13 protein-coding genes are annotated in these 21,685 nt (G+C 37.5%); 5 read left to right on the top strand and 8 right to left on the bottom strand.

Features of this window, described 5'->3' with window-relative positions; all coding sequences use genetic code 11:
• Positions 1-7 precede the first annotated feature (7 nt).
• The gene (locus tag LB452_RS06785; RefSeq protein WP_224460974.1) at positions 8-454 is read left to right on the top strand and encodes an Lrp/AsnC family transcriptional regulator; all 447 of its coding nucleotides are present in this window, start codon (positions 8-10) and stop codon (positions 452-454) included.
• Here LB452_RS06785 and LB452_RS06780 read toward each other — a convergent pair.
• Complete coding sequence (locus LB452_RS06780) at positions 451-1,203, bottom strand: DeoR/GlpR family DNA-binding transcription regulator (protein WP_224460973.1); 753 nt, start codon at positions 1,201-1,203, stop codon at positions 451-453. The genes LB452_RS06785 and LB452_RS06780 overlap by 4 nt on opposite strands.
• Positions 1,204-1,372: 169 nt before the next feature.
• On the opposite strand from LB452_RS06780, the gene LB452_RS06775 reads away from it, so the two are divergent.
• Genes LB452_RS06775 through LB452_RS06760 form a run of 4 tightly spaced genes read left to right on the top strand, consistent with a single transcriptional unit; the run spans position 1,373 to position 6,042 of the window.
• Positions 1,373-2,950, top strand: coding sequence for a glycerol-3-phosphate dehydrogenase/oxidase (locus LB452_RS06775; RefSeq protein WP_224460972.1), 1,578 nt, complete (start codon positions 1,373-1,375; stop codon positions 2,948-2,950).
• A 52-nt stretch (positions 2,951-3,002) separates the two neighbouring features.
• Positions 3,003-4,505: a glycerol kinase GlpK gene (glpK, locus tag LB452_RS06770; RefSeq protein WP_224460971.1), complete on the top strand. Its 1,503-nt coding sequence runs from the start codon at positions 3,003-3,005 to the stop codon at positions 4,503-4,505.
• Between the two features lie 2 nt (positions 4,506-4,507).
• Positions 4,508-5,239 (top strand): MIP/aquaporin family protein, encoded by a 732-nt coding sequence (locus tag LB452_RS06765; protein ID WP_224460970.1) that lies wholly within the window; start codon positions 4,508-4,510, stop codon positions 5,237-5,239.
• Positions 5,240-5,250: 11 nt separating this feature from the next.
• Positions 5,251-6,042, top strand: coding sequence for a hypothetical protein (locus LB452_RS06760; protein WP_224460969.1), 792 nt, complete (start codon positions 5,251-5,253; stop codon positions 6,040-6,042).
• Positions 6,043-6,067: 25 nt separating this feature from the next.
• Here the strand turns inward: LB452_RS06760 and LB452_RS06755 are convergent, their stop codons facing one another.
• The 7 genes from LB452_RS06755 to LB452_RS06725 form a co-directional block, all read right to left on the bottom strand.
• Positions 6,068-8,002, bottom strand: a complete 1,935-nt coding sequence (locus LB452_RS06755) for a trehalase family glycosidase (protein ID WP_224460968.1) — start codon at positions 8,000-8,002, stop codon at positions 6,068-6,070.
• A 2-nt stretch (positions 8,003-8,004) separates the two neighbouring features.
• Positions 8,005-8,910, bottom strand: a complete 906-nt coding sequence (locus LB452_RS06750; protein WP_224460967.1) for a GyrI-like domain-containing protein — start codon at positions 8,908-8,910, stop codon at positions 8,005-8,007.
• Positions 8,903-10,243, bottom strand: a complete 1,341-nt coding sequence (locus LB452_RS06745; protein ID WP_224460996.1) for a vanadium-dependent haloperoxidase — start codon at positions 10,241-10,243, stop codon at positions 8,903-8,905. The genes LB452_RS06750 and LB452_RS06745 overlap by 8 nt, the downstream gene beginning before the upstream one ends.
• Positions 10,244-10,251: 8 nt before the next feature.
• Entirely contained in the window at positions 10,252-13,497 is a 3,246-nt protein-coding gene (locus tag LB452_RS06740) for a VCBS repeat-containing protein (protein ID WP_224460966.1), read from the bottom strand.
• Positions 13,481-16,825, bottom strand: coding sequence for a VCBS repeat-containing protein (locus LB452_RS06735; RefSeq protein WP_224460965.1), 3,345 nt, complete (start codon positions 16,823-16,825; stop codon positions 13,481-13,483). Before LB452_RS06735 ends, LB452_RS06740 begins: the two co-directional genes overlap by 17 nt.
• Before the next feature lie 124 nt (positions 16,826-16,949).
• Positions 16,950-18,584 (bottom strand): RagB/SusD family nutrient uptake outer membrane protein, encoded by a 1,635-nt coding sequence (locus LB452_RS06730; protein WP_224460964.1) that lies wholly within the window; start codon positions 18,582-18,584, stop codon positions 16,950-16,952.
• 12 nt (positions 18,585-18,596) lie between these two features.
• A complete protein-coding gene (locus LB452_RS06725) occupies positions 18,597-21,662 on the bottom strand; it encodes a SusC/RagA family TonB-linked outer membrane protein (protein WP_224460963.1) in 3,066 nt (1,021 codons plus the stop codon).
• Positions 21,663-21,685: the final 23 nt, after the last annotated feature.

The raw sequence follows: 21,685 nt of genomic DNA, 5'->3' as shown, positions 1-21,685 counted from the left end.
CTTTTTAATGGTAGATGCTATTGATCACAAAATTATCGATATTCTAAAACTGAATTCACGTCAATCTTATGCTGAAATCGGCAAACAAGTTTTTCTCTCCCCATCCTCTGTAAGAGAACGAGTCAAGAAACTGGAAGATACAGGAGTCATTAAAGGTTATTCTATCAGATTAAACCAGAGTTTGCTGGGAAATAGCCTGGAAGTCTTTATCATGCTGAAGATGTTCAGTGGCAAACTAAAACCTGCCCTGGCGGAAATTGAAACCTATTCGGAAGTCAAAGAAGCTTATAGGATCACAGGACAACATAATTTATTTATTCGTGTGGCTTTGAAAGATCAGCTTCACTTGCAGCAGTTTATAGATAAGCTGGTGAATTTTGGAGAGCCAACAACGCATCTGATTCTTTCCAGAGTGGGAAAAGAAATGAATCAGGCAACTTTATTTAAGTTTTAAACCACCGTCAATTGTATTCCAATACTTTTAATTTCTTTAGCAACCGTATTGCTGATTCCAGAATCAGTAATGATATGGTGGATGTCTGAAATGGCACAAATTTTACCAAATCCTTTTCGATTAAACTTAGACGAGTCTGCCAAAACAATAATTTTTTGAGCTGACTCTATCATTTTTTTATTCAGCATAGCTTCTTCAAGGCTTGTAGTTGTACATCCGTGATCGACATCGATGCCGTCTACACCCAGAAACAGTAGATTACATGTAATATTCTTCAACAATGATTGTGAAAAATGCCCAGTTACCGAGGATGAGCTATGCCTTACGCTTCCTCCAAGTTGTAAAATATCATAATATGGTGATTTCGTTAATTCCAGAGCAACATTCAAAGACGAAGTTGTGATGTTAAGATGATCTTCTATTTGGATAGCTTTAGCAAGCATTTGCATCGTCGTTCCAGAAGCAATCATGATAGAATCGTTGGGTTTTATCAATTGGATTGCTGCTTCAGCAATTGCTTCTTTTTCTTTCACATTTAGCTTTTCCTTTTCGCTAACGTGTCTATCGTTGATATACGGATTTTGAATTGTAGCCCCACCATGTGTTCGAAATAGCAAACCTTTATCTTCAAGAAGTTTCAAATCCTTTCTTATAGTTACCGCGGAAACTTCAAACAAATCGCATAAGTGTGCAACACTGACGTAGCTTTCTTTTTCTAACAGTTCTAAAATGGCTTGATGGCGTTTCACTCTCCTTTGATTTTATTACAAATATAACGTATAAGTAACAAAGTACTAACCGTGGTTTAATAACAATCAATACTAGTTGACAAAACTTTCGTTTTATTATTATTTTAATCTTTTATCTTCGTTTTAATAATATTTTAATACATTTAAATTATATTCGAAATTAAACGTAATGAATTCAGAACAATTATTTAATAGAGATCATCTTATAATTAAAGCAGAGCAAGTTGAAGAATGGGACACCATCGTCATTGGCGGAGGCTCCACTGGTCTTGGTATTGCCGTTGACAGTGCTACCAGAGGTTATAAAACTCTTCTACTTGAACAATTGGATTATGCCAAAGGAACTTCAAGCCGAAGTACTAAGCTTGTGCACGGAGGCGTAAGGTATCTCGCTCAAGCTAATATATCACTGGTAAGGGAAGCTTTAAAAGAGCGCGGCTTATTAGAACAAAATGCGCCGCATCTGGTCAAAAATCAGACGTTTTTAATTCCAAACTATACCTGGTGGGAAGGTCCCTATTATACATTAGGTTTGAAAGCTTATGATTTTCTTGCTGGCAAATTAAGTTTAGGAAGTTCAAATCACGTCAGCAAAAACGAAACCATTCGTAAGCTACCAACAATCAAAAAAGATAAGCTAAGAGGTAGTGTCAGTTATCAGGATGGACAATTTGACGATTCTAGACTTGCAGTAAACATTGCACAAACCGCCATCGAGAAAGGAGGTACTTTACTGAATTACTTTAAAGTCAAAAATCTGACAAAAGATGCTGAAGACAAAGTTTCTGGAGTTATAGCTACCGACCAGGAAACGGGTAAGCAATTCACTTTTAAAAGTAAAGCAGTTATCAATGCAACTGGGGTATTTGCAGATGATATTCTACAGATGGACAAGCCTGGCGCCAAGAAAAGAATTCAGCCAAGTCAAGGGGTTCATTTGGTTTTTGATAAAGAATTTCTTCCAAGTGAAGATGCTATCATGATCCCAAAAACAGATGACGGCAGAGTGCTCTTTGCAGTGCCATGGCACGATAAAGTTATTGTAGGGACTACCGATGTTATGGTAGACAACCATACCGCTGAACCGAATGCGACCGAAAAGGAAGTGGATTTCATTTTAGAAACTTTTAATCGCTTCATAGAGAAAAAAGCAACCCGAGATGACATCAAAAGTATTTATGCCGGCTTAAGACCTCTAGCCGCTCCTGAAGATGAAACTGGAAAAACCAAAGAAATTTCCCGAGGCCATAAAATATTAGTGTCAGATAGCGGGTTGATCTCCATCACAGGTGGTAAGTGGACGACTTACCGAAAAATGGCAGAGGACACCTTAAATAAAGTTATAAAACTGAATAAGCTCCCCAAAAAAGAATGTGTGACAGAACATCTTTCCATACATGGTGCCATGAAAACTGAAGAAAGAGACAACCATCTTTATGTCTATGGCAGCGATCAACAATACCTTCAAAAATTAATAGAGGAAGATCCAAGTTTAGGCAAAAAAATACACCCAGATTTAGACTACCTCAAGGTCGAGGTTCTTTGGGCAGCACGTCATGAAATGGCAAGGACTGTAGAAGATGTTTTGGCAAGACGAGTTCGGGTGCTCTTTCTAGATGCAATGCGGTCTATCGAAATGGCTCCTAAAGTTGCCGAAATTTTAGCTAAAGAATTAAACAAAGACCAGAAGTGGATTGATAAACAAATTCAAGATTATACAACTTTAGCAAAAGGTTATATCATATAAATATCAGAAAATTCTCAGCCAACCTCAATCAATAATTTAAAATTTTAAGCCAATGGAAAAGTACATTTTGGCCTTAGATCAAGGCACAACAAGTTCAAGAGCTATTTTATTCAATCAGAAAGGAGAAATACACTCCATTGCTCAGCAAGAATTTGCACAGCATTATCCAAAACCAGGCTGGGTAGAACACGATCCTGCCGAGATCTGGTCTAAGCAAGCAGGTGTAGCCGCTGAAGCCACGACCAAAAAAGGGCTTAACGGTAAAAATATTGCCGCCATTGGTATCACCAACCAAAGAGAAACCGTTGTAGTTTGGGATAGACATACTGGTCAACCTGTTTACAATGCTATCGTATGGCAGGATAAAAGAACCTCAGATTACTGTGATCAATTGAAAGCCGAAGGAAAAGAAAAAATGATTCAGGAGAAAACAGGACTTGTCATCGATTCTTATTTTTCGGGCACCAAAGTCAAATGGATTTTGGACAATGTAGAAGGCGCGAGAGAAAAAGCTGAAGCGGGAGACCTTGTATTAGGAACCATCGACTCCTGGCTGATTTGGAATTTCACTAAAGGTGAGCTTCATGTCACCGACGTCTCCAATGCTTCACGAACCATGCTCTTCAACATCCATACTTTAGAATGGGATGAAGACTTGCTTGAATTATTTGGCATACCGAAAAGCATGTTGCCAGAAGTAAAAGATTCGAGCGAGGTTTACGGGCATACCAAAACCACCATATTTGCCTCCAAAGTGCCTATTGCAGGAATTGGCGGGGACCAGATGGCGGCTTTGTTTGGTCAAATGTGTACTAAAAAAGGAATGGTAAAAAGCACGTATGGCACGGGATGCTTTATGTTGATGAACATTGGCGAAAAGCCCATAATTTCCAACAATAAACTTTTAACAACTGTAGCCTGGCGCATCAATGGTAAAACCAATTACGCTTTGGAAGGCAGCATCTTTATAGGCGGAGCCGTGGTACAATGGCTAAGAGATGGTATTGGACTGATAAGGCGATCTAGCGATGTTGAATATGTGGCCAATTCTGTAGAATCTTCAGAAGGGGTCTATTTTATCCCTGCTTTTGCCGGACTTGGAGCACCCTACTGGGATCAAAACGCAAGAGGTAGCATATTTGGAATTACCCGAGGCACAACCGATGCGCATATTGCAAGAGCATCTTTAGATGCCATTGCCTACCAAACTATGGATATTTTGAAAGCTATGCAGACCGATTCCGAAATCGATATCGAAGAACTTCGAGTGGATGGTGGCGCTAGTGTTAACGATATGTTGATGCAGTTTCAATCGGACGTTCTAAATACAACAACTGTAAGACCGAAAACGATTGAGACGACTGCACTTGGCGCAGCTTATTTGGCAGGTTTAGCCGTTGGCTTTTGGAAAGATATTGAAGAGATTCAAGACATTTGGGAAGAAGATGTCAAATTTCATCCTACCGAAGATCAGGATAGTATAAAAGAAGGTATTGAAGGATGGTACCGGGCTATTGATGCTTTACAGTACTGGAGTAAATCCAAAAACCAATAACTATGAGTCCATTTGTAGCAGAAATTTTAGGGACTGCCTTGCTCATTCTTCTTGGAGGAGGAGTGGTGGCAAGCAGCGTTTTGAAGGACACCAAAAGCAGTGGTGCTGGCTGGATGGTCATCACTACGGGCTGGGCGATGGGAGTATTTATTGGAGTGTTTGTCGCTGCACCTTACAGCGGAGCACATATCAATCCCGCAGTCACTTTAGCTTTAGCTATAGAAGGAAGTTTTGCCTGGCAGGACGTACCAATGTATATAGTTGCTCAGGTCATTGGTGCCATGATTGGTTCTGGAACGGTTTACGTGTTGTTCAAAGACCACTTCGATGCGACAGACAATCCTGAAGGGAAACGGGCTATTTTTTGCACAGACCCTGCCATTCCGAATACTTTTAGGAATCTTATGAGCGAAATCGTAGGCACATTTGTGCTTATCATGGCGGTATTTTTTATCACAGGGGCAGAAATACAAGGTGAAGAAGGTGTTCCTGTAGGCCTTGGTGCCGTTGGTGCCATCCCAATTGCCTTTGTGGTTTGGAGCATTGGCTTGTCCTTGGGCGGACTTACTGGATACGCCATTAATCCTGCGCGGGACTTAGGCCCGCGTATTATGCACTTTCTTTTACCCATCAAAGGGAAAACACACAGTAATTGGTCGTACAGCTGGATTCCAATCCTCGGGCCATTAATAGGTGCAAGCCTTGCCACCTATCTCCATTTAATACTTAGCTAAAATTTATCTTTATGTTTAATAAAATCAGGATTTCGAGTCTGATTCTATTCCTATGCGCCTCGAATTTTATGTTTGGACAAGGAGATTATCAACCAATACCAGATCAATTACCAAAAGACAGTTTAGAAACTGAAAAATCTTACCGCCCTTTTGAATTCAACCTTACGATGAAAAATATGCACCTATGGCGTGGATACCGGGTCACCGACGAAGCAATGACCGCAGCAAATGTATATTACGTGACCAGCGATGGAAATTTTAAAGCTGGGCTTTGGGGTGGCGTTGGTTTTGCCGGCAATTATACAGAGTTTGACTATTATATAACATACGATTATAAAAACTGGAGTTTCGCCATTTGGGACATCAACAACTATACAGATTTCCCAGAGGCTGAAATCTTCAATTACGACAGGAGAGAAACCTCGCATTTTATTGATGTTTCCGCAACCTACAGAGTCGATGCTATCCCGCTACAACTGGGTTGGAGTACCATCGTTCAAGGTAGGGATACTTACATCACCTCCAGAGGAGATTTGAGGAATGCCTTTACCAATTATGTAGAAGCTTCTTATATTGTTGCGAGTGGAGGAGACTGGAATCTCGGAGTCTATGTTGGAGCTGCCTTTTCTTTCGAAAGTGAGACTCATTTTTATGGAGATAGACCTGGTTTTAATAATTATGGCGCTACTTACTCTAAAACAGTTAAGCTTTTTGACAGGCATACACTTCCTGTTTCTGCCACTGCTATGTGGAATAATCTGCAAGAGTATGGCGCCCTAGAGGTGGCAGTAAATTTATTTTAGGAAGATTTTTATTTTAATTGGTTTCCTAAAATAATTTATCGGGATCAACTAAGGCGTTTAAATTTTCTCGCAGTTCATCAGATAACAATGTTAAGCCGTATTGATAAGAAGCGTTCATCCAACCAAAACCTTCCGGAGTGATGTAATCAAACTCGGTTCCTACGTTGCCATACTCCGCATATACTTTGTGTGTTCGGTTCACTACATCGTACTTCTCTGGTATGGTTCCATTGTAATCTACAGCATTTTTGGTAATCATCCACATCCATCTGTAAGCTAGTTCTTCTGCTTCAGTGTTATAACCATAATTGAGTAATCCTTTCCAAATCAGCATTTGGTGAGGTGCCCAACCATTGGGATAATCCCATTGTCTTGATACCTCGCTTGAAGCAAATTGTTCTACCGAAGCTTTTGAAGACGATAAAATACCACCTTCTGCTTTCAAGGATTGAAGCAATTTATCTTTCATTTTATCAGCTTGTTCAGGAGAAGCTAAATTGGACCACAATGGATAAAAATTGGTTGCAGAATCGTAAATCAGTGGTTTTTGCGTTTTAAAATTATAATCATAATACGAGCCTTCTTCTTCATTCCATAAAAATTGATTGACGAGCAATTTACGTTCATCAGCGATTTGCATCCAGTAGTTTTCGTCAAGATTTTGGTCTTCAAACAAAAATGAATCGTCAAAATAGGTTTTGATAAGGTATGCAAAATCTGTTTCATATTTATAAAGCAAGGCATTGAGGGCAACAGAATTTAAGTCTGCACACCTGCCATCGAGTCGCCAGGTAGTGTCGTGGCCACTTTCGCGCAAGCTTCTGTCGTGTAAAAAGTATTCATCTACGGCTTCATCTTCAATAGCGCCCGTTTGATACCCTTCTATAAATTCATCTAAAGGCATTTGGTATTGTGAGGCTACCGTTTCTAAATACGTATCAAAATGTCCTTCTTCGGTTTCTGGCGGAATGCCAATTCCTTCAGCAAAATACCTATTCAAGCCCGTTGCAGTTAGTTTTTTTTCTTGCTTCATCCACACATTGAAGTATTCATCTAAGGCTGCATTAAGCATTTGGGTTAGCCATTCTTCATTTAGCCCTTCTTCACTTTCAAATGTTTCTCTTATAAATGAAGTCATAAATGGAGGTTGACTTCGCGTTAGGTAGTAGCTTCTATTGGCATTCAATATCTTCCCATAATGCTGTATTTGGTAAGCGAAATTTTCAATCATAGCGATGGATAAATCTTGTCTTCCGTCTACATTGAGTCCTACTCCTTCAAAATATGAATCCCATCCGTACATTTCATTGAACCTTCCGCCAGGCACTACAAATGGAGTACCCTCGCCATTTGTTATTTGTAAACTTAAAATACCAGGTTTATCGTTGATGGATTTCACATATTCAGGTGAAATATTTTCAGGTAAAACAACGACTTCAAAGTTTTTGAAATCACTTTCAATTGATTTAAAATAGCTTACACCTACAGAATCTGTAGATGGCACATACAGTCTTCTTATTAAACCATCTGAAGCTTTGGTATCGGTTAAGATGGTTTCTAGCCCAGATTGATCAACTCGGCGGGTAAGGTTATCCCAATACTTGGTTTTTATAAGTCGAGAAATTCGGTCGGCAGGTTGTTCTTTTATGCTTTTTAAAGAAATTTCCACATCAGTTTTACCTTCATTTTTCGCAGCAGCCAATTCTTGCAATAAATTTGATAAATGGTAGGTACCTTCAATAGTAACCTCACTTCCATCTTTTGCTTTCAGCACAAAAGATTTTTGGGCCGTATCATCTTCAGTTATTTTTTTGTCCTTATCCGTGTCTTGTTCTGCTTCTAGTCTCTGTAAAGTTTGATTTACATCTACCGCATAAAAATCTGCTGTTTCTTTATTATTTTGACATCCAATTGCAAATACTACAATTAGAACTAGGTAAATAATGTGGTTGTTTTTCATTATTATTTATCTTTTATAGGTAAGTAAACCTCAGTTTTCCACTTTGTATCATCGCCGCCTTGCATAGGGTTGTTGTGAAATACTTCTATGGGGGTATTTTCCAAGTCTATTGAATTATTTTCAGCATAACTCTGTAAGGCATACCATGCACGGTCTGAGGACATATAGTTACCATAATAGGTAGCTTTTAATGCGTTTTTGCTATCGATTTGTTTGTATTTTATGAGAGGATCTTCGGGTAGTGAATCTTTCATAATAATAGGAAAGCAAAAGTTATAATGAATGCTGTCCTTTTCCATTTCCCAATTATATACTTCTACCATGGGATTTCCATTTGTTTCAATACCATGCTTTAAAATAAAATCTGATATGAGGTTATAATGTAGCATCATGCCCTTGGCTTTTTGAGGTTGTATACCTTTTAATGGTACGTAAGCACAAAACACCGACGGGGAGGCAGTCTGTTCATCAATAACCACCTCATGGTCTTCTAAATGTTCATTTAATATTTCAAGTAAAGCTTTGACATTTTCTACGGAAGTTTTCTTTATTTTTTCCTTTTGAAAAACATTTGATAATCTAGCTAACAGATTATTTTGCGTACTATCGATAACCTCTACTCTCACTTTGGTTAAAGAATCACTTTTTTGAGTTAATTCCCAATTATAAAAATAAGTGGTGTTTTTTGTTTTTATACGTTGCTTAATTAAGTTGACCGAAGGACTTTCTTCTACATCAGAACCTTTTAAATTGATGGACCATACTTTTATAGTTTGGTTGATGACGCCAGGGAGTGTTTTAGATTGAAATTGAATAGCATAATGATAGGGTTTAAAAGCTACCCAAGCAAGGCTAGCTAAAAGTATTATGAAGACCCCCGCAAGCGTATATCTAATTTTCTTATTCATGGGTCATTTCTAGATTTTCAATAACAAATTTACCTACATTTTCTCCTTGCGTTTTACCTACTTCAATTGCAGAACGGTAGTGAATACCACCATATAGTCTACTGATGGTAGCTTCTGCTGCTGCCTCCTTAAACGAGGTATAGCTTCGTACAGGGAGCCCATATTTAATTTCGGTATCGTCATCATAAGCAAAGTCTTCTCCAAAAATTGCGGTTAAGCATTCCGCAGCAGCATTAGAAACTACCGAATGGCCGCTGGTGTATTCCGGAAAAGGCGGAGTTTGCAATATGGGTTTCCAATTATCATTGAAATACATATTGATTAAAGTTTCGGGTCTTACTAAATTACTACGGTATTTTTCATCCCAGCAGCTTATAAAAGCATCAAAGATAGTAATGGAAGTTTTTGTATAAACATAAACGCTTTTAGCAAAATCGAAATTGCTTTTTTTACTTGCTATTTTTGCAATGCCAATCCAATGCGCACCTGGCGTAATTTTTTTGGTAGCAAACATCAAGTGACCACGAGTTATGGATACGTAGGGGTTACAGTCCCAGAACTGAGCTATTTGGATTTCTTCTGAATCGTCTCCTTTTTCTGTTACCTCATTACTTATATCATAAACCTCTTTTAATTCTTTATAAAAATCGCTGTTTTCTTCCATCGAAAAATCTGGGGGAGCAACAGGTTTAAATTGACTTGGAGTATCTAAAACAAATGGGCGTATTTTGTCCCAATGCGGTTCTATTCCATCCATATAAGCTGGCGGTGTAGGTTGCCATTTTGAGAGGTCTTTACTATTGACAGAATACTTAGACATGGTACGTGTTTGTTTGTAGTTATCTTCATCCATCCATGCTTCAATATGATTAGACACCTCCAAGGCATAGGCTTTGGAGTTTTCAAATTCTTTTGCGTTTTGTTTCTCCCAGAGGGTGTAAAGGCTATCTCGGTAACTGGTAATGATTTCTTCTGTAAAAACCAATTTTCTATTCAAGTCTAAATGGGCAATCAAGGCTGCAAGCTCATAGTTAATGTCTTCAGGAGCTTTTGGTGCAGGGATTTTTGAAAAACCATTCAGTTGGCCATCTAAAGAGAGAAAATCGCTATCCTTTTGAGCCATTATCTCATAAGCTGCAATATTGGGATAGGCAAATACGCGACTTGCTACTGGAGGAGAAAAAATATCGTGCACCATAGCGTCCACGACTTTATCTACAGAATGATGAAAATGGTCTGCAGTAATCTCTATAGGTTGCTGTTCCTTACATGCTACTGTTGAAATGATAGCAGTAAGGCAAATCAATTTGAATAGTTGACTAAAATTTTTCATCATCTCTTTTAAAATTTATAAACTTCTACTTCATCGTTATTTATCGTTACCAATAAATAAGTTTCAGCATTGAAATGAATTATATCCAAACCTCTAATGTCTTTTTTGCTAAAATCAATTCCTAAGTCCGGACCTAAGCTAATGGTGTTTTCATCGGTTATCATGGCTCCAGAAAACGCATCTAACCTACCATGTAATGGAGAAAGTCCAAAAAAGTTCCCACCTGCCAACACTTGTTCTTTGGAGGTGTTGTTAAAACTATGCTTTAGAAATTTTGTTATTGGTGCTACTTGCATTTCATTGCCAAAGGGAACAAATTCAAATTTACCATTGTTGTTTTTCAGGTAACCTGATTTCAATTCGTTCACTTCCATAACTTCAGCAGACCTCAACATATCTCTTTCCAAAATACTTGTGATGGGCTCGCCAGCAAAAGAATCGTAGGTTGGAAACTTTTTCTTTAAAAACAACAACTGACTAGACAGCTGGTCCAGACCAAGTAATGGATAATAGTCTCCGCCTTTTTCAATACAAACTATAGTTTCTGTACTTCCATTTTTATCAAAATCTGAGTAGTACATTTTTAAAGGATACTTTTGGGAGGCTTTAAATTTGGTATTTGTTCCCCAATTTCCTAATAAATAATCCATATCACCATCATTATCAATATCAAAAGGCTGTATAGACTGCCAAAGCCCTTTTAAATTATTAGCAATATCTACCTCTTTAAAATTTTCACCCGTGTTTTTAAAGAATTTTGGCGACATCCATTCGCCTACCACGATTAAATCTGACTTACCATCGTTGTCAAAATCTTGCCAAACTGCATCGGTTATCATTCCTAAGTCTTCAAATGGGTTTGGTTCCAAAATTGAAAACTCCCCGCCATCATTAACGAGAAGGTGAGAGTGAGGTGCTTTTCCAAAATCATTTGTAATGGTATAATTACCTACAAAAATATCTAGATCGCCATCATTATCATAATCAAATGGTGTTACGACTGAAGCATTTTGAAAATACTCTGGCATATCTTTAGCTTCAAAACCATCAACTATTTGAGAGTAATAGCTATCTTGTAAAGCTTTAGACTTGCCGTAAAAATCTCCTCCAGCAACACCCACAAACAAGTCATTTTTTCCATTGGTATTGAAATCTCGAATAATTGCAGTCACTTCTTCTTTGATTGAATCTTTTGAAATACCAGGGAAATCTTGAAGTTGGAAAATGCTATCTTTTTGAAGATAAACTTGAGAAGGCTTAAACTTTGCCCCTCCAAAGAAGACATCCTCCTTCCCATCATTGTCTAAGTCTCCCACTGCTACAGCAGGACCTTTATTGGATACCCTGTAAGGAATGAGTTTTTGTCTAAGAAAATCTACATAATTGTCCTCTTCATGGGTGAAATTGATACCAAGATTGCCCTCTACTTTTCTAAATAGTTTTTCAACTTTTTTAGCTGAAATCTTTACAGGTTTTTCCAGGTTTGGTTCAATAGACAGAGTTTGGTTGGTTTTTACATTTTGAAGACTTTGCTGGGTATTGTTAGGCCATACAATCTTGAGGGAATCTACTGCCTCTACTTGACCAAATCCAAAATGAATGATAGGCTCCGATGATGATTGAAAACCTCTAGCGGTATAGTGTTCTTTATACTGAAACGCATTGTTATGGTAAGCATACACTTTAGCCCCAAGCGCATGAGAATTGGCTGTTTTGGAGCTCAACTCTATTTTAAGGTAATTGGCTTTAGCGTTGGTTTGGTTTTCAAGGATGCTCACCTCGTCATTGATGTTGTTGATTACCAAATCCAAATCGCCATCGTTATCTAAATCTACCATTGCCATTGCTGTAGAGGCGGTTGGTTTTACATCTTTAACCCAAGTTTTAGACGTGTTTTTGAACATTAAATTACCCTGTCCTTCAAAAATGGCGTTGGGCACCAAGCCATTGGGCATTTTGGACAATGCCTTTTGGTCTACCAAGTTGGTTTTATTAATTTTCTTTTGAATTTGATCACTAGACACAAAGTTGATGTAATCTAAATCATTGGGACGTCTCAAAATCCCGTTAGTAATGTAAATATCCTGCTTTCCATCTTGATTGTAATCTGCAATTAAGGCACTCCAGCTCCAGTCTGTAGCAGCTACACCACTTAAAAGTCCTACCTCTTTGAAGTTTCCATCTTCTTGATTAATCTGAAGCATATTTCTAGCATACTGATAGTAGTAACCGTAATTATCGACTCTTATTTTTTCTATTTGATAATCTTCATGATCTACAGATGATTTAAGGACATTTTCATCTTCTGGCAACATATCCAAAGTCAAAAGATCCACAAGGCCATCTTGGTTTATATCTGCAGCGTCTATACCCATGGTAAATCGAGAAGTATGCCCAAAATGTTCGGTTAGTCGATTAGTAAATGTGCCATCACAATTGTTCACATAATAATAATCGTCTTCATGAAAATCATTCCCCACATAAATATCTGGGTAGCCATCATTGTTGAAGTCGGATACCGATATTCCAAGGCCATAGCCATTCACGCCTCCAAATATGCCAGCTTCTTCGCTAACATCTACAAATTTTCCATTATCGTTTCTAAATAGTTTATCACCGGTTTGGTAATTTCGTTCGTTACGCACATTCACATTTCCAAAAGACTCTGATGTGTGCAAAGCATGATTGAGCAAATACATATCGAGGTCTCCGTCGAGGTCGTAGTCAAAAAAAACCGCAGAGGAGCTAAACGTGTCTAAGTCCAGACCATACTCTTTTGCAGACTCTGTAAAGCTGCCATCGCCATTGTTGATATACAATTCGTTATGACCTCTAAAACCATTTATACCCACAACCGCACACACATAGATATCTAGGAGTCCGTCACCATTCACGTCTGCCATAACAGCACCTGTATTCCAGGTGCTATTTCCTTCTACTTTTGCTTGTTCAGTTATATCCTCAAACTCAAGATTGCCTTTGTTGAGGTAAAGCTTATTTTTTACTTGATTTCCTGAAAGGAATATATCTGGCAAACCATCATTATTGATATCTCCAACTGCAACCCCACCACCATTGTAGAAATACATATAGTCTAGAATATTAGCGTCTTCAGTTTCTGTAATTTGATTTGAAAAAGAAACGCCTGTCTGCTCAGATGTAATAAGCTTAAATACTGCTTCATCTTCTTCTTTGCAAGCAGAGAAAATGAACAAACCGACTAGTATGAATAGTATATTAGTTTTTAACTTCAAAAATTTTGGGAGTATCGTCATTTCTTACAACAATTATATACGTCTTGCCGTCTTTGCTATTGGCGAGCTTAATATGTTTCACTTCGTTTCTTACAAAAAACCCTGATGTTGAATGCTCTTGCCACTCAAAATTAGTGTTTTCATCATTCAAAAGAACTTCTCCATAACTGGCATCTAGTCTAGAAAATTGTGGCTTGAATTCATGATTATTTCCACCCATTACGAGGTCTTTATAGCCATCTCCATTCAAATCTAAACACAGGATGCTATTCATAGAAGAAAATTGAACTCTGTTTGGTAATTTTTTAATGGTAAAGTCTCCATCACCATTATTTAAAGCAATTAAAGTTTCTGAGGTGTTGGCTTGTTTGAGTAAGGTGGTCTCTATAATATCTTCACTAAATAGCTCTTGAATAGTTTTTTTAGCATATTCAGAAGCTTTAATATTTTTCTTTTTTAAGGATACAATTTGACCCGTTAACTCTTTTTTCATGTGTAATGGGAAGTCTTTTCCATTGATATGTCTTGTAAAGATTTGCTCTATTGTGCCGTTATTATCAAAATCGTTTACCCACATTTTCATAGGCTCTTCTTGATTTGCTTTGTACAACGTATTCTTGCCTTGATTTCCTAAAATCAAATCCATTTTTCCATTGTTGTTGATATCTGCAACAGTTACAGTCTCCCACCAACCATGATAGTTATCTAGATTGGATTCTAATTTGGTAAGGTCTCTACCAGAGTTTCGATATATATTTGGCGTTCCCCAATCGGAAACGGTTATCAAGTCTTTCTTAGAATCGCCATCTATATCTTCCCAAACGGCATGGGTTATCATTCCTGCGTCTTTGAGGTCGTAGGCGTAGCGTTCGGTTGCATCTTTAAAGTCTCCATCTCCTGTATTTTCTAAAAATAAATGTTCAGGGTTTATACCGTAAGTACCCACTACACTTCTTGAGCCAATGAACACATCTACATCTCCATCTTCATCAAAATCGTAAGGAGCTATTACAGAGATATTATTGTTGGTGTAAGGAATTTTCTTTTCTGATAAAGAAAAATTGCCTTTTCCATCGTTGAGATATAGCCTTACAGCATACTTTTCTTTACGGTTGACTTCGTTACCACTATTGCCTACAATTAAGTCCAGGTTACCATCTCCGTTGGCATCAAAAAATGCTGCTGCTGTATCTTCTAGATGAGCTGTATTTTCAAACTGACCTGTGTTGTATACCTCCCAATTGCCATTACCTATGTTGATGTAAAGTTGACCTTCTTGATTTTTTCCACCACCAATAAAAATATCGTCTTGTCCATTATTATTAACATCTCCAACAGCAATGGCCGGACCTTCTTGAGATAATTTTTTTTGGATAAGACCTTCAAAATCAAAATCTGAGTAAGTGTTTTCTTGGTGAGCTACAAAATTATTTGGTACTTCCTTTAGTAAGGTATTGGTATTGAATTGTTTTTCGGGTTGGTATATATCACCAGCTTCAGCTTGCTTTAGGTCTAGAAGTTGATTGGTTTCTATATCTGTAAAAAGTTGTGTTTTGTTATTAGGCCAAATCACTTGTAAAGAATCGATGACATCTACTTCTCCAACGCCTATAGCCATAACATAATCCATAGAAGATTGGAATCCTCGAGATGGCATTTGGTCTTGAGTCAGCACCATGCCATCTATAAAAAGTTTCACTTTTGCTCCAATAGCAAATTTATTTTTTGGTCCTCCTTCAAGCTTAATTCTGATGTGGTTGTTATTAGTTTGAGTTTCTGAATTATTTCTGTAAATAAATGAAGGCATATTTACGTTGTTTACCACCAAGTCAAGATCACCATCATTATCTAAATCTGCATAAGCTGTCCCGTTAGAAAAGCTAGGTTTATATAAGCCCCATTCTTTGGTGCTATCTTCAAAAGTTAGGTCTTTACTATTGTGATACGCATAATTAGACTGTGGTCGTTGAGGCATCTTGTTAATGATAGAATCTATGGCTTGTTTCTTTCCGGTAAGTGCCATTTTTTGGATGATATCGTTTGCAAAAAAGTCTACAAAATCAAGGTCTGTCAAGTCATGATTAATACCATTGGTAACGTAGATATCTTTGTATCCGTCATTATCCATATCAAAAAGCAAACCTGCCCAGCTCCAATCTGTTTTGGAAACGCCGCTGAAATTTGCTATTTCTGAAAATGTATTATTACCATTATTTAGCTGTAAGGTGTTTTGTATATACTGTTGATGAAAGTCTTTGCTTTGCTTGAGTTTAAACACGTTATATCCTTCAAACTCCATAACAGATTTAATACGCTGGTCTCCATCTGGAAGCATGTCCGTAACGTACATATCTAGATGTCCGTCATTATTGATATCTGCAATATCTATTCCCATAGCAGACAAAGAAAGATGAGTCATTTGGTTATTAATATCTTCGGTAAACGTACCATCTCCATTGTTGATATATAAATAGTCACGCTCATAAAAATCGTTGGACACATAAATATCTGGATAAGTATCATTATTAATATCAGTAATCATTACCCCTAGACCAAAACCTATTAAACTACCGTAGATTCCAGCTTCCTCACTTACGTCAACAAATTTTCCATCATCATTTCTTAATAACATATCCCCTACGCCTCTAAAGATATGAGGAACATTTTCCCAATCTTGTGCACGTACATCTCTTTGGTGTGCATAACCTAAACTGCTTACAGGAATGTTACTGTTGTTAAGGATATATACATCCAGATCGCCGTCATTATCATAATCAAAGAAAGTAGCATGGGTAGAAAATCCTGTTTTTGCAAGGTTGTATTCTTCTGCCTTTTCTGTAAAGGTTCCATCGCCATTATTGATATACAAGTCGTTATCATGGTTATTTCCTTCCATGTTTCCAGCATTACTCACATAAATATCCAGCAAGCCATCATTGTTGATATCTACCATAGTCACCCCAGTAGACCAAGGCTTATCGCCCTCTACTCCTGCAGAAGTAGAAACATCTTCAAACTTCATATCGCCCTTATTGAGGTAAAGTTTGTTTGGCCCCATATTAGCAGTAAGATAAATGTCTGGTAAGCCGTCATTATTAATATCTCCAATAGCAACTCCGCCTCCATTATAGAAGTTTCTATACTTAAAAATATTGAAGTCTTTCTGGTTTGTAATCCTGTTGGTAAAATCTACCCCTGTACTGTCTGCATCTAGCAATGAAAACAGAGTAGGCTTAGCATTTTTATATGCAGATTTGTGTTCTTCATCCTTAGCGCATGAATACAACACTAAGTGAATAAGAAAGATAATTAAAGCTCTTTGAACCATTTGAAGTTAATGTAGATTTTGTTGACAATTACTAATATAACTTTCTAATGTTATTAAAAAAGAAAAAAGAGGGAATTAACATGCCCCCTTTTTCTTATAATAAATTTGTTTCGAATCTTGTTTCCTAGTATCCTGGATTTTGAACCAAATTAGGGTTTAAAATAACTTGAGTTGCTGGAATTGGAAATAGTTCTCGGTCTGGATTATTGACAGCGTTTGGATCTTTAAAGGGCCAGTCTCTAGTATATTGACCAAAACGAATTAAATCATTACGCCTCCAGAATTCAGTAAACAATTCTCTTCCTCTTTCATCCAATAAATCTTGTTCAGTAAGACCAGGTAAAGGTTGAGCTTTTCTCAACAGTCTAAGGTCATTTACCATACTTAAAGCTTGACCAGATTCACCGGACCTTAAAAGGGCTTCAGCCTTCATAAGGTAGGCATCAGAATATCTGAAGAAAATATGATGGTTTTTGAAACCTCCAAATCTAGGATTGTATTTGATAACCCGTATCCCAGTCACCTCATTATTATCAACTAAACTAGGTTGTCCTGTGGCAGAATTAAAAAAGTTTTTAGTGAATGAAAGCGGAGCACCACCTCTATCTTCTAGCGGTTCACCATTTGGAGCGTATTGCTGGCCAATTAAAAATCCACTACCAACATTAGATCCGTCTACAAAACCATCTTCGTTATCATCACCATTTAATAATGGATCATCAGCTTCAGCAATAGGAATACCCATTGGAGGAACACCACCTCTTCTTTCTTCTTGTCCATCTATCGGGTCACCATTTTCATCTAAACGGTTTTGTTCTGGGTCACCTTCAAACAGATCATAATATTCTGCAAGAGTGGAGAAACCGTTCCATCCACCGCCGCCAAGTTCTGTAGAATTATAGTGAAGAGTGTTGAAAATACGAGGTCCTACTTCTGTCGGTATATACCAAATAGTTTCAGAGTCTGTATCAGATTTGAAGATATCAAAATATCCTTCTTCTAAGCTGTATCCACTAGCAGAAATTTGATCTACTAGACTTACAACTTCATTCATATCCTGATTATCTACAGGAGATTTAGTAAAGACATGTTTATTAAGCATAAGCTTGGCTTTCAGGTATCTAGCAGCTGTTTTAGAAGCGCGATCATTATCACTTCCAGCAGGAGAATCGTCCATTTCTGAAATAGCAATATCTAGGTCACTTTCTATCAAATCTACTGCTTCAGCTCCTGTAAATACTTCAGGATCTAAAGTAGGCAAAGCTTCTGTGTCTCTAAAAGGAACCTGCCCATAGTTGTCTAGAATAACATACATAGATAGCGCTCTTAAAAAGTGGGCTTCAGCCTTTACTTGTGGGTCTGAGCTAGAACGAGGATCTATAATTTCACTTGCAGTAATTTGCAGTTGATTCCACTGGTTCCATGTGTTGGTAACAAATTGATGATCTGCTGTCCAAGAATGCTGATGTAGTTGTCTCCATAGACCATTATCTCCCCAGTCCGATCCCCTAGTAGGGATAAGCAAGGCATCTCCAGTCACCTCCGTCAATGAATATAAATTTTCTTGGGTTCCAACTGCACCTATTAAACTATTGTATGCATCATTTAAGGAACTAGCAGCTTCTTCACTCGACAAACCTTCAAAGTTTGACGTCAAGATAGAATCTGTTTCTTCTATTTCCAGGTCTGTACATGAAAATAGAACGGCACACATCATAGCTAAGTATGCTGATAATCTAATTTTGTGTTTAAAATTCATAATATTTTATTTTTAAAATGTTGCATTTAATCCTATCGTAATCGTTCTTGGTCTTGGGAAAGCGGTATAATCTATACCTGAACTTGGAATACCACTACCTAAATCTCCTGTATTTGAAGAAACTTCGGGATCTATACCACTATATCCTGTTAATAATAATAAATTTTGTCCGTTAAGAGAAACTCTTAATGATTTTAAGAAACTTTTATCTACTGACAAAGGCACATTATATCCTAAAGTTAAATTTTGCAATCTCACAAAATCACCTTTTTCAAGATATTGAGTAGAAACTTCTTGTGAAACTCTATCCAAAGCATCTGGGGTAACATTTCTAGAAGTTTGAAAAGTTTCTCTATTTAAGAAAGCATTTGCAGTATTGTTATAAACATAAAAACCAAATTGTCCTGTAAAGAAAGCTGAGGCGTCAAAATTCCCATAAGAATAATTAAAAGACAAACCCGAGGTAATGGTTGGTAGTGCAGATTTGCCTACAAAATCCTTATCGTCTGGAGAAAAGTTAGGCACGCCATTTTCATCTTCAGAATATTCTGCCATGTAATAAGAAAATAAGGGTCTACCTTCTCCTAATCTTTGTGCAAAGGCATTGGTCAAACCAGGTCCTCTTATGGCTCCAAAATCTGCTACAGTTCCTCTTAATCCTTCCACAGTGTTGTCGTTATAAGCAATGTTGAAATCTACAGAAAAGTTAGACTTAACCGTATTGATAAAATCATAACCAATATTGAATTCAACCCCTTGGTTAATCACTTTTCCATCTTGTAGATTTCTGAACACAAAAGGATCGAATGCTGGAGCCGCAGCTGCTTGTCTAAATAACAAGTCGCTAGTTTCTTTTCGGTAAAGGTCTACAGAACCTCTTATTCTATCTAAGTCAAATCCAAAATCCAACCCGACGTTAACATCTAAAGTAGACTCCCATCTTAAATCTTCGTTTTGCACAGCTACTGTAGCCAATCCTGGTCTATTAATGTTTCCAGAGTCTTCTATACCTGGGCCTCTAAATCGTTGTCTTTTTAAATAGTTGGCATAACCTAAACCATCTTGATTACCTGTAATACCAACACTAGTCCTTAGTTTTAAGGTTGAAAATGCATCTCCTGTAAAATCTTCTTCAGAAAGTTTCCATGCAAAAGCACCTGATGGAAATACACCGTATTTATTGTTTCCACCAAAACGAGAAGAACCATCTGCTCTTACTGTAGCAGTAAATAAGTATTTATCATTTAGAGAGTAATTTACTCTTGTGAAAAAGGATTGTAGCTCATCTGTATTATCAAATGTATCTAGCCATATGGATTCAAACGCATCGTCTGTAGTTCCTAATTCGTCGGACTCACTGAGAGGGAAAAGTCTGTTCACAAAACTACCTTGAGAACTGTATCCAAACTGTTGAAAACTTCCATCAATGTTAGACTGAATGTTGTTGATGCTTTGACTAAGGTTTGGATTTGCACCAAATCCCCAACCTTGAGAGTTGAAACCTTGTCGTCTGAAGTCTTGGAAAGAATAACCAGCAATGACGTCGATATTTGAATCTCCAAAGTCTTTTTTATAGTTTAAAGTAGCTTCCAAAAGTTTACTACTTGCTTCTAAATTATTAAAAGCAGCTTGACCATTTCCAGTAAGCCTACCATTATTTTCATAAGTAGGAAGAACAACAGAGTTGGCTTCTGCATCAGACTTATCGTATCCAAGATTCACTTTTGCAACCAGATTATCAGTAAGGTCATACTCCAAAGACCCATTTAAAAGAACTCTGTTAGTTTGGGTATTGGATTCGTAATTTGCTAGCATGTTAGCTGGGTTAAGTCTATTACCAGCGACAAAAAAATCTGGGTCATTTGGCCAAGTAGGAGGAGCAGAATAAGCAGCACCTATCAAGTTACCACTGGCTCCAGCTTGTCCACTTATAAGTGGAGCTTCATCATTTAACCTCGAGATAGAGGATTGAACTTTTAATCTTAATTTATCGTCTAAGAAACGATGTGTGAGATTAATTCTACCCACAATACGCTCTTGACTTGAGTTTTCTAGAATACCTTGTTGATCGGCATGAGAAAAACTTGCTCTTAAGTTACCATTATTATAGCTCCTAGAATAGGTTAAATTGTTATTGGTTGAAACAACTGTTCTGGTAATAACATCTTGCCAGTTGGTATCGGCTCCAGTATCATCAAATCCTGGTATCGCACCTCCAGTTACACTTAAGAAGTTATCCTTGTATTGCTGTGCATTGAACAAATCAAAATCGTTTTGAGGACTTGAAATACTCAAGTCTGAAGAAAATTGAAAGGTTCCTCCTTCGTTTCCTTTACCTGTTTTTGTAGTTACAATAACAACCCCATTAGCACCTCTAGAACCATAGATAGCTGTAGCTGATGCATCTTTTAAAACAGATATGCTTTCAATATCGTTAGGATTTATAAAACTTAGCGGGTTTCTAGATGAATCTGCCCCGTCTACAATACCACCTGCAGATGGAACTGTACTTTCATCAGACAACGGAATCCCATCGACAACAAATAAAGGGTTACTGTTGGATCTGATGGAATTGGCACCTCTAATCCTGATATTTGCACCTGCTCCAGGCTCACCACTTGATAAAGCAATTTGTACACCAGCAGTTTTACCTTGTATTAACTGTTCTGGGGATGAAATCACACCACCATTAAAATCTTTTGAACTCACAGAGGATACTGCACCCGTGGCATCTTTTACACTAGTCGTACCATAACCGATGACGACTACTTCATCCAGTCTAGCTGTATCCTCAATTAATGTTACATTGATTGTGCTCTGTCCATTTACAGCTACCTCTCTAGATTGAAATCCAACATACCTAAATACTAGTGTCGCTCCTTCAGACACTGTAATGGTATAATCACCATCAAATCCGGTTACAGTTCCATTGTTAGTTCCTTTTTCTACAATGTTTACACCAGGTATTGGTCCCATTTGTTCAGAGACTACACCAGACACGGTGATTTGTGCAAATATTGTTGAGCTAAACAGCATTACAATACCGAACAAAACATACTTAACAAGCATTTTTTTCATTATATTAATTTTAGATTAAACAT

The organism is Psychroflexus longus, from assembly GCF_020164595.1.
Taxonomy (GTDB): Bacteria; Bacteroidota; Bacteroidia; order Flavobacteriales; family Flavobacteriaceae; genus Psychroflexus; species Psychroflexus longus.
The sequence above is the reverse complement of the archived record's forward strand: the minus strand, read 5'-3'. Positions and strand labels throughout refer to the sequence as shown.